The sequence below is a fragment of the Roseovarius sp. MMSF_3298 genome, assembly GCF_030733705.1.
Lineage (GTDB): Bacteria > Pseudomonadota > Alphaproteobacteria > Rhodobacterales > Rhodobacteraceae > Roseovarius > Roseovarius confluentis.
On record NZ_JASHIN010000001.1, the window covers coordinates 93,682 to 115,689 of the forward strand.

Below are 22,008 nucleotides of genomic sequence, written 5' to 3' on the forward strand. Positions count from 1 at the left end.
GGCGCGGGCCTTGAAACAAGCTTTGTGAATAGAAATGAGGCGTCAGGTCTCAGTTTCCATCCCGGCCGCGCGGAAATCAACCGGGTGGCGCTGAAATACCTGTGACCAGTGCGATATCAGGCCGCTTTGCGCGGCGCGGCGCGGCGCAGGTCCGAGGGCGACTTGCCTGTATGGCGATGGATGAAGCGCGAGAAATAGGCGGCGCTGCTGAAGCCCAGCTCGGCCGCGACCTGGTTGGCGGGGCGGTCGGTGGTTTCCAGCATGTCGCGGGCGGCATGCAGGACGCGGCCCGTCAGCATGGCCGAGGCCGTCAGGCCCGCCGTCGACTTGCACACCCGGCTGAGATGCGTGGGTGTCACGCCAAGGTGTCGGGCCAGGTCCTGCATCGAGGTGCCGGTGGTGTAGTCGCGCTCGATCAGCGCGGCATACGCCTCGACTAGCCGATCCGCCGCGGTCGGGTCGGCGATTTCCTCGGACTTGGCCATCATGGCGCGACGCAGCCAGACTGTCAGAAGCTGGGCATGGGCGGTCATCGCCTCGTCCATGAAGTCGCGGGCCTCGTTCTGTTCGCGCTGCATGGTTTCCAGCAGGGTGGTCAGGTCGGCCTGCGCCCGCGGGTCGCGGACGCGCAGCAGCACCGGCTCGTCCGGCATGAGGATGCCGGTCCGGGGCGGGATGCGGCAGGCGAGACCGAAGCTTTGCGAGCCGGGATCGAGGGCGAAAAGCGCGCCGGCGGGCAGAACGAGCGCGGTATGTACCGCCAGCCCGCGCCGCCGGCCGCCGATCAGGCAGCGCCCTTGTCCGCGGGTGATCCACAGGAACACGTGATGCGGGTCGCTGTGCGGCAGGCTGGCGCGCCATGCGCCCGGGCCGATCCACTGCGCGAGCGTCTGGAGTTGCGGATGGGATGTCACTGTCCGGGGCCTCGATTGTCGTGATTCTGCACGGATCGCGCAGGGTTTGCATCGAATTGAGGTCAGGAATGTCCGATTCTGTACAGGGCTGACAAGGTCAAATCCCGGTCAGAGCGTGGCGGCGGCGAGGGTTTGCCAGTTTTTCATGCGGGCGCGGAACCAGCTGCGTTGGCGCTTGGCATATTGCCTTGTGGCGATGATGGCGGCCTTGCGGGCCGCGTCGAGCGCCATCTCACCGTTGAGATGGGCGATGAGTTCGGGGGCGCCGATGGCCTTGGACGATTGATGCAACGCGGACCATGTGGCGAGGTTGTCGCGCGCCTCGTCCAGTGCGCCCGCCTCGAGCATCAGATCGAAGCGGTGTTCGATTCGCGGGGTGAGCCAGTCCTTGGGTGCGTCGATCAGCAGGCAGGTGGCGCTGTCGGGCGGCAGGAGCGGGGGCGGCGTGGCGTCCTGCCACTGGGCCAGCGGTTTGCCGGTGGCGCGCTGCACCTCCCACGCGCGTTGCACGCGCATCGGGTTGGCGGTGTCGATGCGCGCCCGGGTCTTGGGATCGAGATCGTCCAGCAGGCTTGTCAGGCCTTTGGCGGCAAGCAGCGCGTCGGCCTCGGCCCGGATCCCGGGTGGGGTGGCGGGAATCTCGGCCAGCCCTTCGGTCAGGGCCGAAAAGTAGAGCCCGGTGCCGCCGATGATGATCGGGCGGGGGCCATCGTTCAGCAAGGGTTGTAAATCCCGCAGCCAATGGCCCACGGAATAGGCGGCATCGCCCGGCACATGACCGTAGAGCGCGTGGGGCGCGCGGGCTTCCTCGTCCGGCGCGGGCCGGGCGGTCAGGATGCGCCAGTTGGCGAAGACCTGCAGCGCGTCGGCATTGATGATGCGCCCGCCATCGCGTTCCGCCAGCGCCAGCGCCAGGGCGGACTTGCCCGACGCGGTGGGTCCGGCGATGAGCACGGGCCGATCTGGGGGAATGCCGGGGGGAATGTCGGGCAGGGCGGTCATGGCCCCGGTTTAGGACGTTTCCGTGCCAGATTTAAGCGTCTTGCGCCGAAATTCGCGCTCCGGGTCCGGCGCGGGCCGGTTTGGCGATTGAACCCGGGGGCGTTTTCGCCCATTTTGCGCGCCAAGAAAGGACCCGCGCCGGGACCGTTCCAAGACCACGCCAAAGGAGCCGCCCCATGCCAGACGCCGACACCCCCGAGACCACGTTCAAGCGGGTCCTGCTGAAAATCTCCGGCGAGGCGCTGATGGGCGATGCGACTTATGGGCTGAATCCGCCGACGGTGGAGCGGATCGCACGCGAGGTGAAATCGGTCCACGACATGGGGGTCGAGATCTGCATGGTGATCGGCGGCGGCAACATCTTTCGTGGGTTGCAAGGCAGCGCACAGGGGATGGAGCGGACGACCGCCGACTACATGGGAATGCTCGCCACGGTGATGAACGCGCTGGCGATGCAGAGCGCGCTGGAAAAGCTGGGCGTCTTCTGCCGGGTGATCACGGCCATTCGCATGGACGAGGTGGCCGAGCCCTATATCCGCCGCCGCGCCGTGCGCCACCTTGAGAAAAAGCGGGTCTGCATTTTCGCCGCCGGAACTGGCAACCCCTATTTCACGACCGACACCGCGGCCACGCTGCGCGCCAACGAGATGGCCTGCGAGGCGATTTTCAAGGGCACGAAGGTGGACGGGGTCTATGACAAGGACCCGATGAAACACGACGACGCCACGCGGTTCGACGAGGTCAGCTATGACGAGGTGCTGGCCAAGCACCTCGGCGTGATGGACGCCAGCGCCATCGCGCTTGCGCGGGACAACAGCCTGCCGATCATCGTCTTTTCGCTCGATGAGCCCGGCGGCTTCCGGTCGATCCTTGACGGGACAGGCACGTATACCAAGGTGGGCGGCTAGGACATTCTGCGCGAAATCCACACGAAACCTGGGGCTTTCATACGGGACTGAGGCCTATACAATCGACGCGACTTGCCGGTATAGAGGCGAGACCATCGTTCGGCAGAACCAAGGGATTTAAGATGAGCGACGACTTCGAACTGGACACCAAAGACCTGGAGCGCCGGATGGAGGGCGCGATGAGCAGCCTGCGCACGGAATTCGCCTCGCTCAGGACGGGCCGGGCCTCGGCCTCTATGCTGGAGCCGGTGATGGTGGACGCCTATGGCGCGATGACGCCGATCAACCAGGTGGGTACGGTCAATGTGCCCGAGCCGCGCATGGTGACGGTCAATGTCTGGGACAAGGGCCTTGTGAACAAGGTGGAAAAGGCCATCCGCGAAAGCGGGCTGGGCATCAACCCGCAGATGAACGGCACCATCATCATGCTGCCCATCCCCGAACTGAACGAGGAGCGCCGCAAGGAGCTTACCAAGGTCGCCGCGCAATACTCCGAGAACGCGCGCGTGGCCATTCGCAACGTGCGCCGCGACGGGATGGACCAGATCAAGAAGGCCAAGGCCGACGGCATGTCCGAGGATGACCAGAAATTCTGGGAAGAGGAAGTCCAGGAGTTGACCAACCAGCACATCAAGGCCGTGGACGAGGCGCTGGAGGCCAAGCAGGCCGAAATCATGCAGGTCTGAAAATGGCTGAGGCGCGCGACATGCAGGAGAAATCCGCCGGCCGGGGTCCGCGCCATGTGGCGATCATCATGGACGGCAATGGCCGCTGGGCGCAAAAGCGCGGGCGGCCGCGCCTGTTCGGGCACCATGCCGGGGCGCGCCGGGTGAAGGAGATCGTGACCGCCTGTCCCGACTTCGGGGTGGAGTACGTCACGATCTTCGCCTTTTCGACCGAGAACTGGAAACGCACGCAGACCGAGGTGGCGGGGCTGATGAGCCTGTTTCGCCGCTATATAATGAAGGAAATGCAGGAGTTCGTGCGCGAGAATGTGCGCGTGCGCTTCATCGGCGACCGGCCGCGGCTGGACGCGAAGCTTCGCCAGCTGATGGACGATGCCGAGGCGATGACCCAGGCCTGCACCGGCACGAACCTGACGATCGCGCTGAACTATGGCGGGCGCGACGAGGTGAGCCGTGCCACCCAACGCCTGGCCCGCGACGTGGCCGAAGGGCGCTTGAGCCCCGAGGACGTCAACGAGGAAACCCTGCCCAAGTATCTCGATACCTGTGTGCTGCCGGATCCCGACCTGGTGATCCGCACCTCGGGCGAGGCGCGGATCTCGAACTTTCTGCTGTGGCAGTCGGCCTATGCGGAATACGAGTTCATCGACACGCTCTGGCCGGATTTCACGCCCGACATCTTCGGCGAACTGCTGCGCGGCTATGGCGGGCGTGACCGGCGTTTCGGGGCCGTGACCGCATGAGCGCAGGCGGCGCGAAGTGGTCCGACCTGCGCCGCCGGGCGCTGTCGGGCGTGCTGATGCTGGTGCTGGGGGCGTTCGGCGTCTACCAGGGCGGGCTGTTTTTCGTGGTGATGGTCTGTGCCATCTGCGGCGCCATGGTGTGGGAAACCGCACGCATGTTCGCCACCCGGCAGGCCGTGGGTCTTGGCATCGCCGCGGGGGTGGTGATGCTGGCGCTGAATTTCCTGCCCGGAACCTTCGCGCTGCCGCTGATGCTGGGGCTGGCGCTGGTGGCGGCCAGCCAGACCGCCGAGGACGGGCCGCTGGCATTTGTCGTGATCGCCTGGGTGCTGCTGGCCTGTTTCGCGCTGCTCTGGGTGCGGGCAGGGCATGAAACGCTTTGGATTCTCTGGCTGATCCTCGTGGTGATCGCATCGGACGTGGCGGGGTACTTTGCCGGGCGGATGCTGGGCGGGCCGAAGTTCTGGCCGCGCTTCAGCCCCAAAAAAACCTGGTCGGGGACCATCGCGGGCTGGCTTCTGGCCGGGATCGTGGGGCTGTTCTTCCTGCGGCCTCTGGGCATGGGGCTGGAACTGATCCCGATGTCGATGCTGGCGGGCTTTGCCGGGCAGATGGGCGACATCGCCGAAAGCGCCGTGAAGCGCCGCAAGGGGATCAAGGACAGCTCCAGCCTCATTCCCGGGCATGGCGGTGTCTTTGACCGGTTCGACGCCATGCTGGGCGGCAGCGCCGCCGCGCTGCTGTTCTGGGCCGTGGGCCTGATGCCGGGGGCGGGCGGATGAAGCGGATCAGCATTCTGGGCGCGACCGGCTCGGTCGGGCAGAACACGCTGAGCCTGGTGCAGGGCAAGCGCGACCAGTTTCGCGTCGTGGCCCTGACCGGGGGGCGCAATATCGCGCAGCTGGCCCAGGACGCCATCGCCTGCGATGCCGAGATTGCCGTCACTGCCCATGACAGCCTGCTGGAGGATCTGCGCGCCGCGTTGCGCGGCACGGATATCGAGGCCGCCGCAGGCGCGACCGCGCTGACGGAAGCAGGTGCGCGGCCCGCCGATTGGGTGATGTCGGCCATCGTCGGCTTTGCCGGGCTGGCACCGGGGCTGGCGGCGTTGAAGGAAGGCACAACACTGGCGCTGGCCAACAAGGAATCGCTGGTCGCCGCCGGTCAGCTTCTGATGGGTACTGCGCGGCGGGCGGGCGGTCGCATCCTGCCCGTGGACAGCGAGCATTCCGGCATTTTCCAGGCGCTGGTGGGCGAGGACGCCGCCGCCGTGCAGCGCATCATCATCACCGCCAGCGGCGGCGCGTTTCGCGACTGGCCGCTGGAGCAGCTGATCCACGCCACCCCCGCCGAGGCTGCGACCCATCCCAACTGGGACATGGGCCAGCGGATCACCATCGATAGCGCGTCGATGTTCAACAAGGCGATGGAGATGATCGAAACGCGCGAGTTCTTCGGCGTGCGGCCTGACCAGATCGAGGTGCTGATCCATCCCGAATCCCTGGTGCACGCGATGGTGCATTACGTGGACGGAGGGGTGATGGCCCATATGGGTCCGCACGACATGCGCCACGCCATAGGCTACGCGCTGAACTGGCCCCAGCGGCTCGACCTGCCTGTCGCCGCGCTGGACCTTGCCGCCACCGGCAGGCTGAGTTTCGTGACGCCGGACACCGAGCGGTTTCCGGCGCTGCGCCTGGCGCGCGAGGTGATGGAGGCGCGTGGCCTTATGGGGGCGGTCTTCAACGGTGCCAAGGAACGGGCGCTGGATCACTTCATCGCCGGAAAGATCGGCTTCATGCAGATGAACACGATCGTCGAAGAGGTGTTGGCGCGGCTTGCCGAGCATGACAAGATCGCCCAAAGGCCGATGACCCTTGATACAACAGCGCGCGCGGACCATCTGGCAAGGATGTATGTCGACAGCGTGGCGAAAGAGCAGGACGGATAAAAAACCTTGGACGGAATAAACTTTCTCCCGCAGTTCGGCGGCCTTGCGCTGACGCTTCTGGCCTTTTTCGCCGCCCTGTCGGTCATCGTGGCGATCCACGAATACGGCCATTACATCGTCGGGCGCTGGTGCGGGATCAAGGCGGATGTCTTCTCGTTGGGTTTCGGCCCGGTTCTGTTCAGCCGGGTGGACAAGCACGGTACACGCTGGCAGCTGGCGGCGCTGCCCTTTGGCGGCTACGTCAAGTTCATGGGCGACGCGAATGCCGCCAGCGGCACCAGTGATGGCAGCGTCGCCGAAATGCCGCCCGAGATGAAACGCAAGACCATGCTGGGCGCGCCGCTCTGGGCGCGGACGCTGACCGTGGCGGCGGGGCCGGTCTTCAACTTCATCCTGTCGATCCTTGTCTTCGGCGCCATCATGATGAGCCAGGGCAAGGTGACCGAACCTTACGTGATATCGGATTTGCGCCCGCTGCCGTTCGATGGTGTCACGCTTCAGCAGGGCGACGAATTGCTGGCGATCGAGGGGCGCGAGATCCCCACGATGATCAACATGGACCAAGCCGACGAGGACGCCTTCCGCGCCTTCATCGATGCTCTGCCGCAGGAACCTTTGCTGACCTACGAGGTGCGCCGCGATGGCGAGATCGTCGAGGCGATGGGCCCGCACCCGCAGCCGCCGTTGGTCACACAGCTGTCGCCGCGCTCGGCGGCCTTCGAGTCGGGGCTGAAGCAGGAAGACGTGATCGTCGGCCTCGACGGCGGGAATATCTATGCCTTCGATCAGCTCAAGGACGTGGTCGAGGGCTCGGACGGGGCGACGTTGGCTCTGGACGTGTGGCGCGACGGCGAGGTGATGGATTTCGACCTGACGCCGCGCCGGGTGGACGAGCCGCAGGAAGACGGCGGGTTCGAGACCAACTGGCGGATCGGTATCGTCGGCGGCTTGCCCTACGAGCTTCAGACCGGGCCGCGCGGATTCGGCGAATCCCTGTCGGGCGCCTTGGCTCAGACCTGGGCGGTCATCTCGGGCTCGATCTCGGGCCTGTATCACATGATCACGGGCGCGATCAGCAGCTGCAACATGTCCGGCCCCATCGGCATCGCCGAAGTGTCGGGCGCCATGGCCAGCCAAGGCGTGGACAGCTTCATCTGGTTCATCGCGGTCCTGTCGACGGCCGTTGGCCTGCTGAACCTGTTTCCCATCCCGGTACTGGATGGGGGGCACCTGGTGTTCTACGCCTACGAGGCCGTGGCGGGACGCCCGCCGAGCGACCGGGCGCTGCGGCTCATGATGACGGTGGGCCTGACGTTGGTTCTGGGGGTGATGCTGTTCGCCTTGTTCAACGACATTTTCTGTCCCTGACCGGATTGTTTTGCGACGCCGCCCTGGGGGGGCGCTTCGCGGGGCAGGGCGCGGCGCCATGGAATTACCACAATTCCTGCCCGACTATCGTCATAATGAAATCGGAAAACTGCGGGTAGCGTCTGACCGAATACGAATCGAAAGCCCGGAATCAAATGCAACATGTTCTGAACGGATATCGCGGGATGACCCTGTTGGTGAACCTCAACTGGGACCGGATTCTCTATCTTGCCACCATCGCCGTCGCCCTTTGGGCTGGCGCCTTCGTCGGTTCGCTCTGAGGCGTGGCGCCCGGCCTGCGGCCAAGAGGACGCAATCTCTAAAAATCTCCCATACTCGTTTTGACAACCCCCAACGGAGACGGTAGTGCTTTTGCCCACTGGGATGGCTGATTGGGATCGCTTATGAAACTGTCGATCGGGTTGGGGACGAAGCGCTTTTCAGGGCTCTTTTCAACACACCGTTTTCTTTCGCTGCTTTTCGCGGTCGGCCTGCTGGCCGCCGCCTTGTCCGTCGCCACCGAGGCGCAGGCGCAAAGCTATCGCTTCACCAACGTGTCCATCGAGGGCAACCAGAGGATCGAGGGCGGTACGATACTCAGCCAGGCGGGCATCGCCCGTGGCGAGACGATCAGCGCCGGTCAGTTGAACGATGCCGCGCAGCGTATTCGCGCCAGCGGTCTTTTCGAGGACGTGCTGGTCATTCCGCAGGGCAACACGCTGGTGATCCGGGTTATCGAGTACCCGACGATCAACCGCATCGCCTTCGAGGGCAACCGGCGCATCAAGGACCCCGACCTGCAAAGCTTTATCGAAAGCGAACCGCGCCAGGTTTTCAGCCCCACCCGCGTTGAGCGCGACGTCGCGATCCTGACCGAAGCCTACGAAGAGAACGGGCGCGTATCGGCCCGCATTCAATCCAAGGTCATCCGGCGGAGCGACAACCGTATCGACCTTGTCTTCGAGATCTTCGAAGGCGGTGCGATCGAGGTGAACCGCGTCAGCTTTGTCGGCAACCGCGCCTATTCCGACCGCCGCCTGCGCCGCGTCGTGGACAGCAAGCAAGCGGGTATCCTGCGCGCCATCGTCGCGCGCGACACGTTCAATGCCGAGCGGCTGGAATTCGACAAGCAGGTGCTGCGTGATTTCTACCTGTCCCGTGGCTATGTCGATTTCCGTGTCACCGGCACCAATGCCGAGCTTGCGCAGGAACGTGACGGCTATTTCGTGACCTTCAACGTGCAGGAAGGGCAGCAATTCCGCTTTGGGCAGATCACGACGACCAGCGAGATTCCCGAGGCCAATGCCGCCGATTACCAGAACGTGCTGCGGATCCGCTCGGGCGTGGTCTATTCGCCGACGCTGGTCGAGAACTCGATCGCGCGGATGGAACGGCTGGCGATCCGCCGGGGCGTCGATTTCCTGCGGGTCGAGCCGGTCATCACCCGCAATGAACGGGACCTGACGCTGGATATCGAGTTCATGCTGGTGCGTGGTCCACGCGTCTTCGTCGAGCGGATCGACATCGAGGGCAATACGACCACGCTGGATCGGGTGATCCGCCGCCAGTTCACACCCGTCGAGGGCGACCCCTTCAACCCCCGCCAGATCCGCGAAGCCGCCGAGCGCATCCGCGCGCTGCGCTACTTCGAGGACGTGGAAGTCAACGCGCGCGAAGGGTCGGACCCCAGCCAGGTCGTGGTCGACGTGGATGTCGAGGAAACCACCACCGGCACGCTGTCCTTCGGTGGCAGCTATAGTTCGGACGGCGGTTTCGGCCTGACGCTGGGCTTTTCCGAGCGCAACTTTCTGGGCCGCGGCCAGCGGGTGACGGCGCAGATCTCGGCCTCGGCCGACACTGCCAACTACAACCTTGCCTTCGCTGAACCGGCCTTCCTGGGCCGGGACGTCGAATTCGCGATCCAGACCTCGCTGCTGGAAACCGATGGCAACAACGCGCTGTATGACACAGTCCAGGGCGTGCTTCAGCCCAGCCTGACCTTCCCGGTTGCCGAGAACAGCCGTCTGACACTCTACTACAAGGCCGGCTACCAGGAGATGGACGACTATGTCGGCGTCTCACCCACGCTGGCCGCGGAAGTCGCGCAAGGTGATTTTTTCACCAGCGGCGTCGGCGCGCGCGTCGTCTTCGACACGCGGCGCACGGGACTGAACCCCAATGCCGGCGTTCTGCTCGATGCGGGCGTAGAATATAACGGGGTTGGTGGCGACCTCGAGTTCATGAAGTACTCCATGCGCGTGGCCGGGCAAAGACTTGCCTTTAACGAAGAGATCACGCTGCGTGCCTCTCTCGAGGCGGGTGCGCTGGATTTCATGGGCGGTGATCGGTCCCGCGCCATCGACCGTTATACCGGTCAGGTCATGCGCGGCTTCGATTCCAACGGCATGGGCCCGATCCAGAATGGCGAACATCTGGGCGGCAACCTTTTTGCCGTGGCCAAGTTCGACGTGGAGTTTCCGCTGGGCACGCCCGAGGAATTCGGCCTGTCGGGCGGCGCGTTCTACGATGTCGGCGCGATCTGGAATGTCGACACGATCGGCGCGGCGCAATCCACCGGGTTCAATGCGCGCCACGTGGTTGGCCTGTCCCTGTTCTGGGAATCGCCGTTCGGACCGCTGCGGCTGAACTTCTCCAAGGCGCTTCAGAAAGAGCCGGGCGACATCGAGCGCGAGTTCGATATCACGGTCCGCACGGAATTCTGACATGACACCGCTACGGGCCCTGCTGATGTCGGTGGCCCTGCTGGCGGCCCCGGGGTGGCTCGTCGGCGGCCCCGTGCCCGCGGCGGCGCAAAGCGTCGGCGTGGTGCAAAGCGATATCCTGGTGGTGGACCCCGAACGCCTGTTCGAGGAAACCCGCCTGGGTCAGGCGATCACCGCCCAGCTTCAGCAAGAGCGCGAAGACCTGATCGCCCTCAACCGCAAGCTGGAGGCCGAGCTCGAGGCCGAGGAGCTTGCCCTGACCGAGCAGCGCGACACCTCCTCGCCCGAGGAATTCCGAGACCTTGCCGACGCCTTCGACGAACGGGTCCAGACGATTCGCGCCGACAGCCAGCGCCGTGTGCGCGAGCACGAGCGCAACCGCGAACGCGCGCCCCTTGATTTCATGCGCCGGGTCGAGCCGGTTCTGGTCGAACTGATGCGCGAGGCCGGGGCCGCGGTGGTGATGGATCGCCGCACTGTGCTGCTTCAGGCCGACGTGGTCGACATCACCAGCGCCGCGGTCCAGCGCATCGACGCCACGCTGGGCCCCGCCGCGCAGGACGCGGGCGACGCCGGCACGGACGAGGGCGCATCCGACGCCCCGGATGCCACTCGCGACCGGGAACCTGAGCCCGGCACCGACCCAGACAGTGAGCGCGACAGCGACCCTGAAAACGCCCCCGCGGAATAGCCGTCCGGACCGCCGCCGCGCTTGCCCCGCTGACTCCAAGTTGCTAAGCGGGGACACCGCGGGCAGGTTCTGTTCACGGCCAAAGGCAGAAGGAAGAGACCCCTCATGACCACGTCCCTCGACAGCGCCGATATCGGACGCATCCAACGCCTGATCCCGCATCGCTATCCGTTCCTGCTGGTGGACAAGGTCGTGGACATGGACGGCTATCAATCCGCCCGCGGCATCAAGAACGTCACGATGAACGAGCCGCATTTCCAAGGGCATTTTCCCGCCAAGCCGATCATGCCCGGTGTCACGATCGTCGAAGCGATGGCCCAGACCGCCGCCGTCATGGTGGGCGCCGCGCTGGAAATGGAGGACCGCGAGCTGCTGGTCTATTTCATGGCGATCGAGGCCTGCAAGTTCCGCCGCATGGTGGTCCCCGGAGACGTGCTGGAGTTGAAGGTGAACACCACGCGCGGCAAGCCGGGCGGTAAGGTCTGGCGTTTCCACGGCGAGGCGACGGTCGCGGGCGAACTGGCCTGCGAGGCGGATTTCACCGCCATGATGGACATGCCGAAGGAGTAAGCCGCATGCCCGAGACGCGCATTCATCCAAGTGCGGTCATTGACGAGGGCGCCCAGATCGGCGCCGGGGTCGAGATCGGCCCGTTCTGCCATGTCGGCCCCGACGTCCGCCTGAGCGATGGCGTGGTTCTGAAATCCCACGTGGTTGTCACCGGCGACACGCAGGTGGGGGACGAGACGGTGATCTTTTCCTTCGCCTGTATCGGAGAGATCCCGCAGGACCTGAAATTCGCGGGCGAGAAGACGAAGCTGGTGATCGGGCAGCGCAACCGCATCCGCGAGCATGTCACGATGAATTCCGGCACCGAGGGCGGCGGCGGCATCACCCGCGTGGGCGATGACGGGCTTTTCATGGCCGGCTGTCACGTCGCCCATGACGTGCAGGTGGGCAACCGGGTGATCATCGTCAACAACGCCGCCCTTGCTGGGCATTGCGTGGTCGAGGATGACGTGATCATCGGCGGCCTCTCTGGCGTGCACCAATGGGTGCGCATCGGGCAGGGCGCGATCATCGGCGCGGTCACCATGGTGACCAACGACGTCATTCCCTACGGCCTGGTCCAGGCGCCGCGCGGACATCTGGACGGTCTGAACCTCGTCGGGCTCAAGCGGCGCGGCGTGGCCCGCAAGGACATCACCGCGCTGCGCGCCGCGTTCCAGATGCTGGCGCAAGGCGAAGGCGCATTCCAGGACCGCGCCCGCCGACTGGGCGAGGAAACCGAGAGCGCATATGTTCGCCAGATCGTGGATTTCGTGCTGGCCGAAAGCGACCGGTCCTTCCTGACCCCGGGCGCGGGTTGAGGCGCCGATGACGCTGGCGCTGATCGCCGGGCAGGGTGGCCTGCCACCGCAGCTGGTGCGGGTTCTGCTGGCCCGTGGCGAGGTGCCGGTCGTCTGCGAGATCGAGCAGTTCCCCTCGGATGTGAAAGGCGAGGTGCCGCGGCTTGGCTTTCGGCTCGAAACGCTGGGAACCTTCATCGCCACCGCCAAGGAGATTGGCGTCACCCGGATCTGCATGGCCGGGGCCATGCGCCGCCCGCCGATCGACCCGTCTCAGATCGACGCCGCGACAATGCCGCTGGTGCCCAAGGTGCAGGCGGCGCTGAGCAATTCCGGCGATGACAGCACGCTGCGTATTTTCACCGAGATTTTCGAAGAGGCCGGCATCGAGGTTATCGGTGCGGCCGATATCGACCCCTCGCTGCTGCCGCCCGAGGGTTTGACCGGGACGTTGCCGGACGGCGTGGAGCAAGATATTGCCGTGGCAGAGGCGGCGCTGGCCGAATTGGCCGCGGCCGATGCCGGGCAGGCCGTGGTGGTGCGCGGTGGCAAGGTGATCGCCCGCGAGGACGCCCGCGGAACCGATGCCATGCTGAGCGATCTTTGTCCCGAAACCCCGGACCACGGCGTCTCGCATGATCCGTTCGAGATGATGGGCGACATGCTCGACAGCGTTGCCGACTGGCTGAGCGGCCCGGTGGCCGAGGCGCGCGCGGCGGAGGACACCAGCGATGGCGGCCTCCTCTACAAGGCGCCGAAGCCGGGGCAGGAATTGCGCGTGGACATGCCGCTGATCGGCCTTGGCACCGTGATGCGTGCCGCCGAGGCCGGGCTGGCGGGCATCGTGATCGAGGCAGGCGGCGTGATGCTGCTCGACCCCGAGGGCGTGGCCGAAGTGCTGCGCGCGCAAGGCATGTTCCTGTGGGTGCGGCCACGGGGCGGGGCATGAAGGTCTTCGTCATCGCCGGCGAGGCATCGGGCGACCGGCTGGGGGCCGCGCTGATGGCGGGCCTGAAATCGCTGAGGCACGTGGAATTCGCAGGGGTGGGCGGCGACCAGATGCAGGCCGAGGGGTTCACGTCGCTCTTTCCCATGGAAGAGTTGAGCGTCATGGGGCTGGTCGAGATCCTGCCCAAGTATTTCCACCTCAAGCGCCGCATCCGTGAAACCGCCCAAGCCGCGATCGACTATGCGCCCGACGTGGTGATCAGCATCGACAGCCCGGATTTCTGCCTGCGCGTGGCGAAGATCATCAAGGACCGCAGCGACCTGCGCACCGTGCATTACGTCGCCCCCTCGGTCTGGGCGTGGCGGCCCAAGCGGGCCGACAAGATGGCAAAGGTCATCGACCAGGTCCTGGCGCTGCTGCCGTTCGAGCCGCCCTACCTGGAGGCCGCGGGCGTGGACTGCGATTTCGTCGGGCATCCGGTGGTAAATGATGAACCCGCGTCCGAAGCGGAAATCGCGGGGTTCCGCGCTGATCACGGCCTGGGCGACGCGCCGGTGCTGCTGGTGCTGCCCGGGTCGCGCGGCAGTGAAGTGGCGCGTCTCGGCCCGATTTTCGGAGAGGCGATCCGGCAGGTTTGCGCGGCGAAACCCGAGTTGCGACTGGTGATCCCGACCGTGGCGGCGCGCACCGAACAGGTCACGGAGCTTGTGGCCGACTGGCCCGGCGCCCCGGTTGTGGTCGTGCCGACAGGGCAAGTTCTGGCCGACAAGCGGCGCAAAGCCGCGGCCTTTGGCTGTGCTCAAGGTGCACTGGCGGCGTCGGGCACCGTGTCGTTGGAACTGGCCGCCGCCGACGCGCCGATGGTCATCGCCTATGACGCGGCGTGGCTGACTCGCGAGATCATCCGCCGGATGCTGATCATCGACACGCTCACGCTGGTCAACCTGGTGTCGGAAACCCGCGCCATCCCCGAGTTCAACGGCGAGCGGTGTCGCGCGGATCTCATCGCACCCGGCGTTCTGGACATGCTCGACAATCCGGGCCCGCAGCGCGACGCGATGCGCCTGACGATGGAACGGCTGGGCCGTGGCGGCGAGGATCCGGGCCTGCGTGCCGCCCGCGCGGTGCTGGACCGGATGCCCGGCTAACGGATCGCGCACCCGCGTCAATCGTCCATTAACGGGAATCGCGCAGGTTCGGGGGCATGGTACAGCTTCTTCCTCTTCGCCGCCGGGGCGAAACGAGTTTCGTGACCCTGACCCTGATCGAGCCCGATGCCACGACACTGGTCGATGAAATCGAGCACTTGCAGGGCGCGGTGCGGATTGTCCGCGACCTTTGGCCATTCGAAGTCGACGCCTGGGTCGTTCTGCCCGACCACTTGCACGCAGTCCTGACTTTGCCTTTCCGAGACGGCGATCTCTCCATCCGGCTTTCCACGATCAAGGCAAGATTCGCGGCGTGCGTTTCGAAAAGGGCGATGACCCCCAGCCAGATCGCGGCGGGCGGCGCGCATCTGTGGTCTCCGCATGACAAGATCGAGCCGATCCGCACCCGCGCCGAGATGGAAACATTCCGACGCCATTGCTGGACCGATCCGGTGCGCCACGGGTTTGTCAGCGATCCGCATGACTGGCCCTGTTCGTCCTATCACCGCAACAGCCGGACCGATCCGCGGAACACTGAACCGCTCGCGACCATACGCGCCTCGGCCTGAGCCGCGCGGTCAGCCTTTCCAGATCCAGCCACCGCCAAGAATGCGGCTGCCCTCGGTTTCGTAGAACACGCAGGCCTGCCCGGGTGAAACACCTTCCTCGGCCACCATCAGCTCGACCTCCGCCGTGTCCGGCCCGGTGGGGCGGATGACCGCCTCGCGCGGGGGGCGGGTGGAGCGGACCTTGACCGACACGTGCCACTCGGGACGGCTCTGGAAATCCTCGTCGCCCAGCCAGTTGATCTCGCGCACCGGCACGGTGCGGGTCGCCAGCATATCTTTGGGTCCGACGATCACGCGCTGCGTATCGACGTCGAGTTTCACCACGTAAAGCGGCTCTTCCAGGCCGCCGATGCCAAGGCCCCGGCGCTGGCCGATCGTGTAGTGGATCACGCCGTCATGCCGCCCCAGCACGCGGCCGTCGGCATGGACGATCTCGCCCGGCTCGGCGGCACCCGGACGCAGCTTTTCGATCACCGACGCATAGTTGCCGTTTGGCACGAAGCAGATGTCCTGGCTGTCGGGCTTGTCCGCCACGGGCAGTCCATAGCGCGCCGCCAGTTGCCGTGTCGCGTCCTTGGACGGCAGGTGCCCCAGCGGAAAGCGCAGGAAGTCCAACTGTTCCGGCGTGGTCGAGAACAGGAAATAGCTCTGATCGCGATTGGCGTCCGCCGCGCAATGCAGCTCCGGCCCACGGTCGCCCAGCTTGCGCTGGATATAATGCCCCGTCGCCATGCAATCGGCATCGAGATCCTTCGCCGTCTCCAGCAGGTCCTTGAACTTCACCCGCTCGTTGCAGCGGATGCAGGGCACGGGCGTCGCACCCGCAAGATAGCTGTCGGCGAACTCGTCGATCACCGCGTCCTTGAAGATGTTCTCGTAATCCAGCACGTAATGAGGGAAGCCCATTTCCTCGGACACGCGGCGGGCATCGTGGATGTCGACCCCGGCACAGCAGGCGCCCTTCTTGGCCAGTGCCGCGCCATGGTCGTAAAGCTGCAGAGTCACACCCACCACGTCATAGCCTTCCTCGGCCAGCTGCGCCGCCACGACGGAACTGTCGACGCCGCCGGACATGGCAACGACGACCCGCGTGTCGGCGGGGGCCTTGGGAAATCCAAGCGAGTTCAGTTCAGGATCGAGCGGCATGGCAGGGCTCCGGTTTCGCCGAATATAGGGGCGATCTGGCGCGTGTGAAGAGGGCGCGGTGTGGCCTGTCGCGACGCAAGTGTCAACCCGCCCGCGCTCTGAGGGCCCTTGCAGGACGCGCTTTTAGAAAAATCCGATGCATTCGGCCCGCGCCGTTTCACCCGGCGTTAAGGACAATTCCGGAATGTTGGCCCGGTGATGTCGTAAGGGGTGAACCAGGATGTATCTCAAGAAAGTCGAAGGCCCCCGCGCCGTGACGCTGCCCGATGGCACGGTCATGACGCGCGCGGACCTTCCGCCACCGGACACGCAGCGATGGGTGGCGTCGCGTAAACTTCAGGTTGTCAGGGCCGTGGCCCACAGCCTGATCACACAGGCCGAGGCGCAGGACATGTACCAGATCAGCCCCGAGGAATTCAACGAGTGGCTGGACGCCGTTTCCCGGCACGGGGAACACGGATTGAAGGTCACTGTCGCAAAATGAGTCGACAACCTAAAGTAGTGCGCGCTAATTGTTCTTCTAGAGTAACCACCGGTTAACCAATTTCCCGGAATATCAGGACGGACAAGGATATAAGCGGAGATTAACGAATGCGCGTTCTTTTGATCGAAGATGACCCCAATACTTCGAAGAGCATCGAATTGATGCTGACCCATGCCAACCTGAACGTGTACACCACGGACCTCGGCGAGGAGGGGATCGATCTTGCCAAGCTTTACGATTACGATCTGATCCTGCTCGATCTGGGCCTGCCCGACATGAACGGACACGAGGTGCTGCGGCAACTCAGGCTTGCACGGATCGAAACGCCGATCCTTATCCTGTCCGGCGCGGACGATACCGAGAACAAGATCAAGGGCTTCGGATTCGGCGCCGACGACTACCTGACCAAACCTTTCCACCGCGAGGAACTGGTGGCGCGGATCCATGCGATCATACGCCGCTCCAAGGGACATTCGCAGTCGATGATCCGCACCGGCAAGGTCAACGTGAACCTCGACGCCAAGACGGTCGATGTGGCCGGCAAGACGGTGCACCTGACGGGCAAGGAATACCAGATGCTGGAACTTCTCAGCCTGCGCAAGGGCACGACCCTGACGAAAGAGATGTTCCTGAACCATCTTTACGGCGGCATGGATGAGCCGGAACTCAAGATCATCGACGTTTTCATCTGCAAGCTGCGCAAGAAGCTGGCCGAGGCGACGGGCGGCGACAATTATATCGAAACGGTCTGGGGCCGCGGCTATGTCCTGCGCGACCCGGAGCCGACAGAGGGAAAAGGTGACGGACCACGGCTCGCCGTGGGCGCCTGAGGCCCGAGGCGGCAGACCTGTCAGGCAATCCCGATCCTGCAGGATCGCGCCCTTACGCGGTGGCGATACTGTGTCCGGCCTGACGCGGAATGCAGTTACGACACGGCCCTCCAGCTGACCGGGTCCGGCATACATGCCGGGCCCGGTTTCGCGTGTGGCGACCGGCAGACCATCAGGACGGGCCTGTCGGGTACGCGCGGCAAGATGCGTTTTCCGCTTCTGACGGGCGCGGTCGGGGCCTTGAATGAAAATCTGCAATTCAGCTTTGGCAAGAAAGGCATTAACACTTCGGGAAAGAAGCCGACCGGCAGCAAGACAGAGAACAGGGCATGACCGCCGAAACACCCGTAGACTCCCTGACCGAAACGCAGGCCCGCGAAGAGCTGGCCCGCCTGGCCGACGTGCTGGCGAAGGCCAATGATGCCTATCATCGGGACGACGCGCCGCAGATCAGCGACGCGGAATACGACGCGCTCAAGGCCCGCAACGCCGCCATCGAGGCGCGATTCCCCGGCCTGAAACGTGACGACAGCCCCAGCGACCAGGTCGGGGCGGCCCCGGCCGACGGCTTTTCCAAGGTCACGCATGCGGTGCGGATGCTCAGCCTGTCAAACGTCTTTGACGACGCCGAGGTCGTGGAATTCGACGACCGCATCCGCCGCTATCTCGGCCTCGCTGCCGATGCACCGCTCAAGTACACCGCCGAACCCAAGATCGATGGGCTGAGCCTGAGCCTGCGCTACGAGGGGGGCAAACTGGTCCAGGCCGCCACGCGCGGCGACGGTGCGGTGGGCGAGAACGTCACCGCCAATGCCCGCACCATTGACGATATTCCGGTGACGCTGAAAGACGCGCCCGACGTGCTGGAGGTGCGCGGCGAGGTCTATATGAGCCACGCCGATTTCGAGGCGCTGAACACGCGGCAGTCCGAGGCGGGGACCAAGACCTTCGCCAACCCGCGCAACGCCGCGGCGGGATCGCTGCGCCAACTCGACAGCAGCATCACCAAGTCCCGCCCGTTGCGTTTCTTTGCCTATGCCTGGGGCGAGGTCAGCGAAGCGCTGGCAGGCACGCAAATGGCCGCGATAGACCGGCTGGCCGAGTTGGGGTTTTCGACCAACCCGCTGACCGCGCTGTGCGACGGCCCGGCAGAGATGCAGGCGCATTACGACCAGATCGAGCAACAGCGCGCCAGCTTGGGCTATGACATTGACGGCGTGGTCTACAAGGTCAACGACCTCGACCTGCAGCGCCGACTGGGCTTTCGCAGCACGACGCCACGCTGGGCCACGGCGCATAAATTTCCCGCCGAGCTGGCCTGGACCACTTTGGAAAACATCGAGATCCAGGTGGGCCGCACCGGTGCGCTGTCCCCCGTGGCCCGGCTGACCCCCGTGACCGTGGGCGGCGTGGTGGTCAGCAATGCAACCCTGCACAACGAGGATTACATCGCCGGGCGCGACAGCAAGGGGCAGGAGATCCGCGGCGGCAAGGACATCCGGATCGGTGACTGGGTACAGGTCTACCGTGCCGGGGACGTGATCCCGAAAGTGGCCGATGTGGACCTGTCGAAGCGGCCTGAAGGCGCGGAACCTTACGTGTTTCCGACCGAGTGCCCTGAATGCGGCTCCGAGGCGATCCGCGAAGAGGGCGACGCCGTCCGCCGCTGCACCGGCGGGCTGATCTGCCCGGCGCAGGCCGTCGAGAAATTGAAGCATTTCGTCTCGCGGGCGGCCTTTGACATCGAAGGTCTGGGCGCGAAACAGGTCGAGCAGTTCTATCGCGACGGCTGGATCAGGGAGCCTGCCGATATCTTCACGTTGAAGGACCGCTACGGCAGCGGCGTGAAGCAGCTGAAGAACCGCGAGGGTTGGGGCGAGAAAAGCGCCGAGAACCTGTTTCAGGCCATCGAGGACACGCGGGCAATCCCCTTTGGCCGGGTCCTGTTCGCGCTTGGCATCCGTCACGTGGGCGAGCAGGCCAGCAACCTGATCGCGCGCAGCTACGGCCGGTGGGATACCTTCACCGAAGCGATGGACGCCGCGAAAGATTGCGAAGGCCCGGAATGGGACAACCTTCTGGCCATCGACGGGGTGGGCGAGGTCATGGCACGCAGCTTGGTGACCGCGTTCGCGCAGGATCATGAGCGGGACAGCATCGACAGGCTGACGGCACATCTGACCATTGAAGAGGCCGCGGCCCCCGCGACGGATGGCAGCCCCGTCGCGGGCAAGACGGTCGTCTTTACCGGCACGCTGGAAAAGATGACCCGCGCCGAAGCCAAGGCCCGGGCCGAGGCGTTGGGCGCCAAGGTCTCGGGCTCGGTGTCGGCCAAGACCGACCTGCTGGTGGCCGGGCCGGGGGCGGGCAGCAAGGCCAAGAAAGCCTCGGAGTTGGGCATCGAGACACTCGACGAAGACGGCTGGCTGGAGCTGATCGGCGACGCATGACGACCCGGCCGGAAATCCTCTTTCCGCTTTTCGCGGACCTCGAGACGCTGGAAGGTGTCGGGCCCAAGACCGCCAAGACATTGGAGGCGCTGCATATTTCGCGCCCCCGCGATCTTCTGTTCACGCTGCCGCATTCCGGCATCGACCGGCGCAAGCGTGACACGGTGCAGGGCGCGGACCTCCCGGGTACCGTGACGGTCGAGGTCTTGGTGGGCCGGCATGACCCGCCCCGATCGCGCGGGCGGCCCTATCGTATACAGGTCGAGGATACCCAGGTCGCCTTTCAACTGGTGTTCTTCAACGGCCGCGACGATTACCTCAATCGCGTTTTGCCGACAGGCGCGCGGCGGGTGGTTTCGGGCAAGGTGGAACTCTTCGACGGGATGGCGCAGATGGTGCATCCCGATCACATCCTGCCCGTGGAAGAGGCGGGCGAGATCCCCGATTTCGAGCCTGTCTACCCGCTGACCGCCGGCGTGACGCAAAAGACCATGGCCAAGGCCGTGCGATCTGCGCTGGCCCGCGCGCCGGATCTGGCCGAGTGGATCGACCCGTCGCAAAAGGCCCAAGATGACTGGCCCGACTGGCATGCGGCGCTGGACCACGCCCACAGCCCCGCGAACATGGGCGACCTCGCCGCGACGGATCCGGCGCGCACGCGGCTGGCCTATGACGAGTTCATGGCGCATCAGCTGACCCTTGCGCTGGCGCGCGCCAAGATGCGGCGCGGCAAGGGACGGGTGAGCGAGGCGACCGGCACGTTGCAATCCAGGGTCAGTGCGGCGCTGCCCTATACCGCCACCGGTGCCCAGACCCGGGCGATTGCCGAGATCAGTGCCGACATGGCCGCGCCCTTGCGCATGAACCGTTTGCTGCAAGGCGACGTGGGCGCGGGCAAGACGTTGGTGGCACTCATGGCGCTTTTGGTCGCGGTCGAGGCGGGCGGGCAGGGGGTGATGATGGCCCCCACCGAGATCCTCGCCCGGCAGCACCTGCAAGGGTTGCGGCCGCTGGCCGAGTCCGCCGGCGTGGTGCTGGAACTGCTGACGGGCCGCGACAAGGGCGCGGAGCGGCGGGCCAAGCTGGAGGCGCTGAAGCGCGGCGATATCCAGATCCTGGTGGGCACCCATGCCGTCTTTCAGAAGGATGTGGAGTTCAACGACCTGCGCCTTGCCGTGGTGGACGAACAGCACCGTTTCGGCGTGCGGCAACGGCTGGAGCTGGGGCGCAAGGGCACTGCGGTGGACGTTCTGGTGATGACCGCCACGCCGATCCCGCGCAGCCTGGCCTTGGCGCAATACGGCGACATGGATGTCAGTATCCTCGACGAGAAACCGCCCGGGCGGAAGCCGATCAAGACCGCGCTGACCAACATGGCGCGGATGCAGGAAGTGGTCGAGCACCTGAAGAGCGCCATCACCGAGGGACGGCAGGCCTACTGGGTCTGCCCGCTGGTCGAGGACTCCGAGGTGATGGATCTGACCAGCGCCGAGGAGCGGTTCAAGCATCTGCGCGCGGCCTTGGGCGAGGGGCGCGTCGGGCTGGTGCACGGCCAGATGCCGCCCGCCGAGAAGGACGCCGCGATGGCCGCTTTTCAACGGGGCGAGACGAGCGTCCTGGTCTCGACCACGGTCATCGAGGTGGGGGTGGACGTGCCCAACGCCTCGATCATGGTGATCGAACGAGCCGAGCATTTCGGTCTGGCACAGCTGCACCAGCTGCGCGGCCGCGTGGGCCGGGGCGAGGCCCGATCGACCTGCCTGTTGATGTACCAGGCGCCCTTGTCCGAAGGCGGCCAGCGCCGGATGGATACGATGCGCGAGACCGAGGACGGGTTTCGCATCGCCGAGGTGGACCTCGAGATGCGCGGCGTCGGCGACCTGATCGGCACGGCGCAATCCGGCCTGCCGCGCTTTCGCGTGGCGGATATGGAAGCGCAGGCAGGGCTGATGGCCACGGCGCAGTCCGACGCGCGCAAGCTGCTTGGGGATGACCCGGAATTGCAGTCAGAGCGCGGGCAGGCCGCCCGCGTTCTCTTGTGGTTGATGGGCCAGGACGAGGCGATCCGGCTCTTGTCCGTCGGATAGATCGGGCCGC

General features: G+C 65.4%; 20 protein-coding genes. 17 read left to right on the forward strand and 3 right to left on the reverse strand.

The window, feature by feature from the left end:
* Positions 1-116: 116 nt before the first annotated feature.
* Both RBB18_RS00475 and miaA read right to left on the reverse strand, forming a co-directional pair.
* Entirely contained in the window at positions 117-914 is a 798-nt protein-coding gene (locus RBB18_RS00475; protein WP_306110458.1) for an AraC family transcriptional regulator, read from the reverse strand.
* A gap of 108 nt (positions 915-1,022) precedes the next feature.
* A complete protein-coding gene (gene miaA, locus RBB18_RS00480; protein ID WP_103761289.1) occupies positions 1,023-1,916 on the reverse strand; it encodes a tRNA (adenosine(37)-N6)-dimethylallyltransferase MiaA in 894 nt (297 codons plus the stop codon).
* 176 nt (positions 1,917-2,092) lie between these two features.
* Between miaA and pyrH the strand changes: the two genes are divergently transcribed.
* From pyrH to RBB18_RS00545, 13 genes are all read left to right on the forward strand, one after another.
* The gene (gene pyrH, locus RBB18_RS00485) at positions 2,093-2,824 is read left to right on the forward strand and encodes a UMP kinase (protein WP_103761288.1); all 732 of its coding nucleotides are present in this window, start codon (positions 2,093-2,095) and stop codon (positions 2,822-2,824) included.
* Between the two features lie 122 nt (positions 2,825-2,946).
* Complete coding sequence (gene frr, locus RBB18_RS00490) at positions 2,947-3,510, forward strand: ribosome recycling factor (protein WP_103761287.1); 564 nt, start codon at positions 2,947-2,949, stop codon at positions 3,508-3,510.
* 2 nt (positions 3,511-3,512) lie between these two features.
* On the forward strand, positions 3,513-4,253 hold the full coding sequence (locus RBB18_RS00495; protein WP_211286093.1) for an isoprenyl transferase: 741 nt from the start codon (positions 3,513-3,515) through the stop codon (positions 4,251-4,253).
* Positions 4,250-5,035: a phosphatidate cytidylyltransferase gene (locus tag RBB18_RS00500; protein WP_274591894.1), complete on the forward strand. Its 786-nt coding sequence runs from the start codon at positions 4,250-4,252 to the stop codon at positions 5,033-5,035. The genes RBB18_RS00495 and RBB18_RS00500 overlap by 4 nt, the downstream gene beginning before the upstream one ends.
* Positions 5,032-6,204 carry a 1-deoxy-D-xylulose-5-phosphate reductoisomerase gene (dxr, locus tag RBB18_RS00505; RefSeq protein ID WP_306110459.1) on the forward strand — a complete coding sequence of 391 codons (1,173 nt, stop codon included), beginning with the start codon at positions 5,032-5,034 and terminating at the stop codon, positions 6,202-6,204. Before RBB18_RS00500 ends, dxr begins: the two co-directional genes overlap by 4 nt.
* 6 nt (positions 6,205-6,210) lie before the next feature.
* Positions 6,211-7,572, forward strand: coding sequence for an RIP metalloprotease RseP (gene rseP, locus RBB18_RS00510; protein ID WP_103761284.1), 1,362 nt, complete (start codon positions 6,211-6,213; stop codon positions 7,570-7,572).
* A gap of 404 nt (positions 7,573-7,976) precedes the next feature.
* Positions 7,977-10,295, forward strand: coding sequence for an outer membrane protein assembly factor BamA (gene bamA, locus RBB18_RS00515; protein WP_306110460.1), 2,319 nt, complete (start codon positions 7,977-7,979; stop codon positions 10,293-10,295).
* Between the two features lies 1 nt (position 10,296).
* On the forward strand, positions 10,297-10,986 hold the full coding sequence (locus RBB18_RS00520) for an OmpH family outer membrane protein (protein WP_306110461.1): 690 nt from the start codon (positions 10,297-10,299) through the stop codon (positions 10,984-10,986).
* Between the two features lie 105 nt (positions 10,987-11,091).
* The gene (gene fabZ / locus RBB18_RS00525) at positions 11,092-11,556 is read left to right on the forward strand and encodes a 3-hydroxyacyl-ACP dehydratase FabZ (protein WP_103761282.1); all 465 of its coding nucleotides are present in this window, start codon (positions 11,092-11,094) and stop codon (positions 11,554-11,556) included.
* A gap of 5 nt (positions 11,557-11,561) precedes the next feature.
* A complete protein-coding gene (lpxA, locus tag RBB18_RS00530; RefSeq protein WP_103761281.1) occupies positions 11,562-12,356 on the forward strand; it encodes an acyl-ACP--UDP-N-acetylglucosamine O-acyltransferase in 795 nt (264 codons plus the stop codon).
* A 7-nt stretch (positions 12,357-12,363) separates the two neighbouring features.
* Complete coding sequence (locus tag RBB18_RS00535; RefSeq protein ID WP_103761280.1) at positions 12,364-13,284, forward strand: LpxI family protein; 921 nt, start codon at positions 12,364-12,366, stop codon at positions 13,282-13,284.
* Positions 13,281-14,432 (forward strand): lipid-A-disaccharide synthase, encoded by a 1,152-nt coding sequence (lpxB, locus tag RBB18_RS00540; protein WP_103761851.1) that lies wholly within the window; start codon positions 13,281-13,283, stop codon positions 14,430-14,432. Before RBB18_RS00535 ends, lpxB begins: the two co-directional genes overlap by 4 nt.
* A 56-nt stretch (positions 14,433-14,488) precedes the next feature.
* A complete protein-coding gene (locus tag RBB18_RS00545; RefSeq protein ID WP_103761279.1) occupies positions 14,489-15,001 on the forward strand; it encodes a transposase in 513 nt (170 codons plus the stop codon).
* Positions 15,002-15,010: 9 nt separating this feature from the next.
* Here RBB18_RS00545 and mnmA read toward each other — a convergent pair whose 3' ends face one another.
* Positions 15,011-16,147, reverse strand: a complete 1,137-nt coding sequence (gene mnmA, locus RBB18_RS00550) for a tRNA 2-thiouridine(34) synthase MnmA (protein ID WP_274591887.1) — start codon at positions 16,145-16,147, stop codon at positions 15,011-15,013.
* 220 nt (positions 16,148-16,367) lie between these two features.
* On the opposite strand from mnmA, the gene RBB18_RS00555 reads away from it, so the two are divergent.
* The 4 genes from RBB18_RS00555 (at position 16,368) to recG (ending at position 21,998) form a co-directional block, all read left to right on the forward strand.
* The gene (locus RBB18_RS00555; protein ID WP_103761277.1) at positions 16,368-16,631 is read left to right on the forward strand and encodes a DUF1153 domain-containing protein; all 264 of its coding nucleotides are present in this window, start codon (positions 16,368-16,370) and stop codon (positions 16,629-16,631) included.
* A 107-nt stretch (positions 16,632-16,738) separates the two neighbouring features.
* The gene (gene ctrA, locus RBB18_RS00560) at positions 16,739-17,461 is read left to right on the forward strand and encodes a response regulator transcription factor CtrA (protein ID WP_103761276.1); all 723 of its coding nucleotides are present in this window, start codon (positions 16,739-16,741) and stop codon (positions 17,459-17,461) included.
* A 329-nt stretch (positions 17,462-17,790) separates the two neighbouring features.
* Positions 17,791-19,911, forward strand: a complete 2,121-nt coding sequence (gene ligA, locus RBB18_RS00565) for an NAD-dependent DNA ligase LigA (protein ID WP_306110462.1) — start codon at positions 17,791-17,793, stop codon at positions 19,909-19,911.
* Positions 19,908-21,998 carry an ATP-dependent DNA helicase RecG gene (gene recG / locus RBB18_RS00570; protein ID WP_306110463.1) on the forward strand — a complete coding sequence of 697 codons (2,091 nt, stop codon included), beginning with the start codon at positions 19,908-19,910 and terminating at the stop codon, positions 21,996-21,998. The genes ligA and recG overlap by 4 nt, the downstream gene beginning before the upstream one ends.
* Positions 21,999-22,008 lie beyond the last annotated feature (10 nt).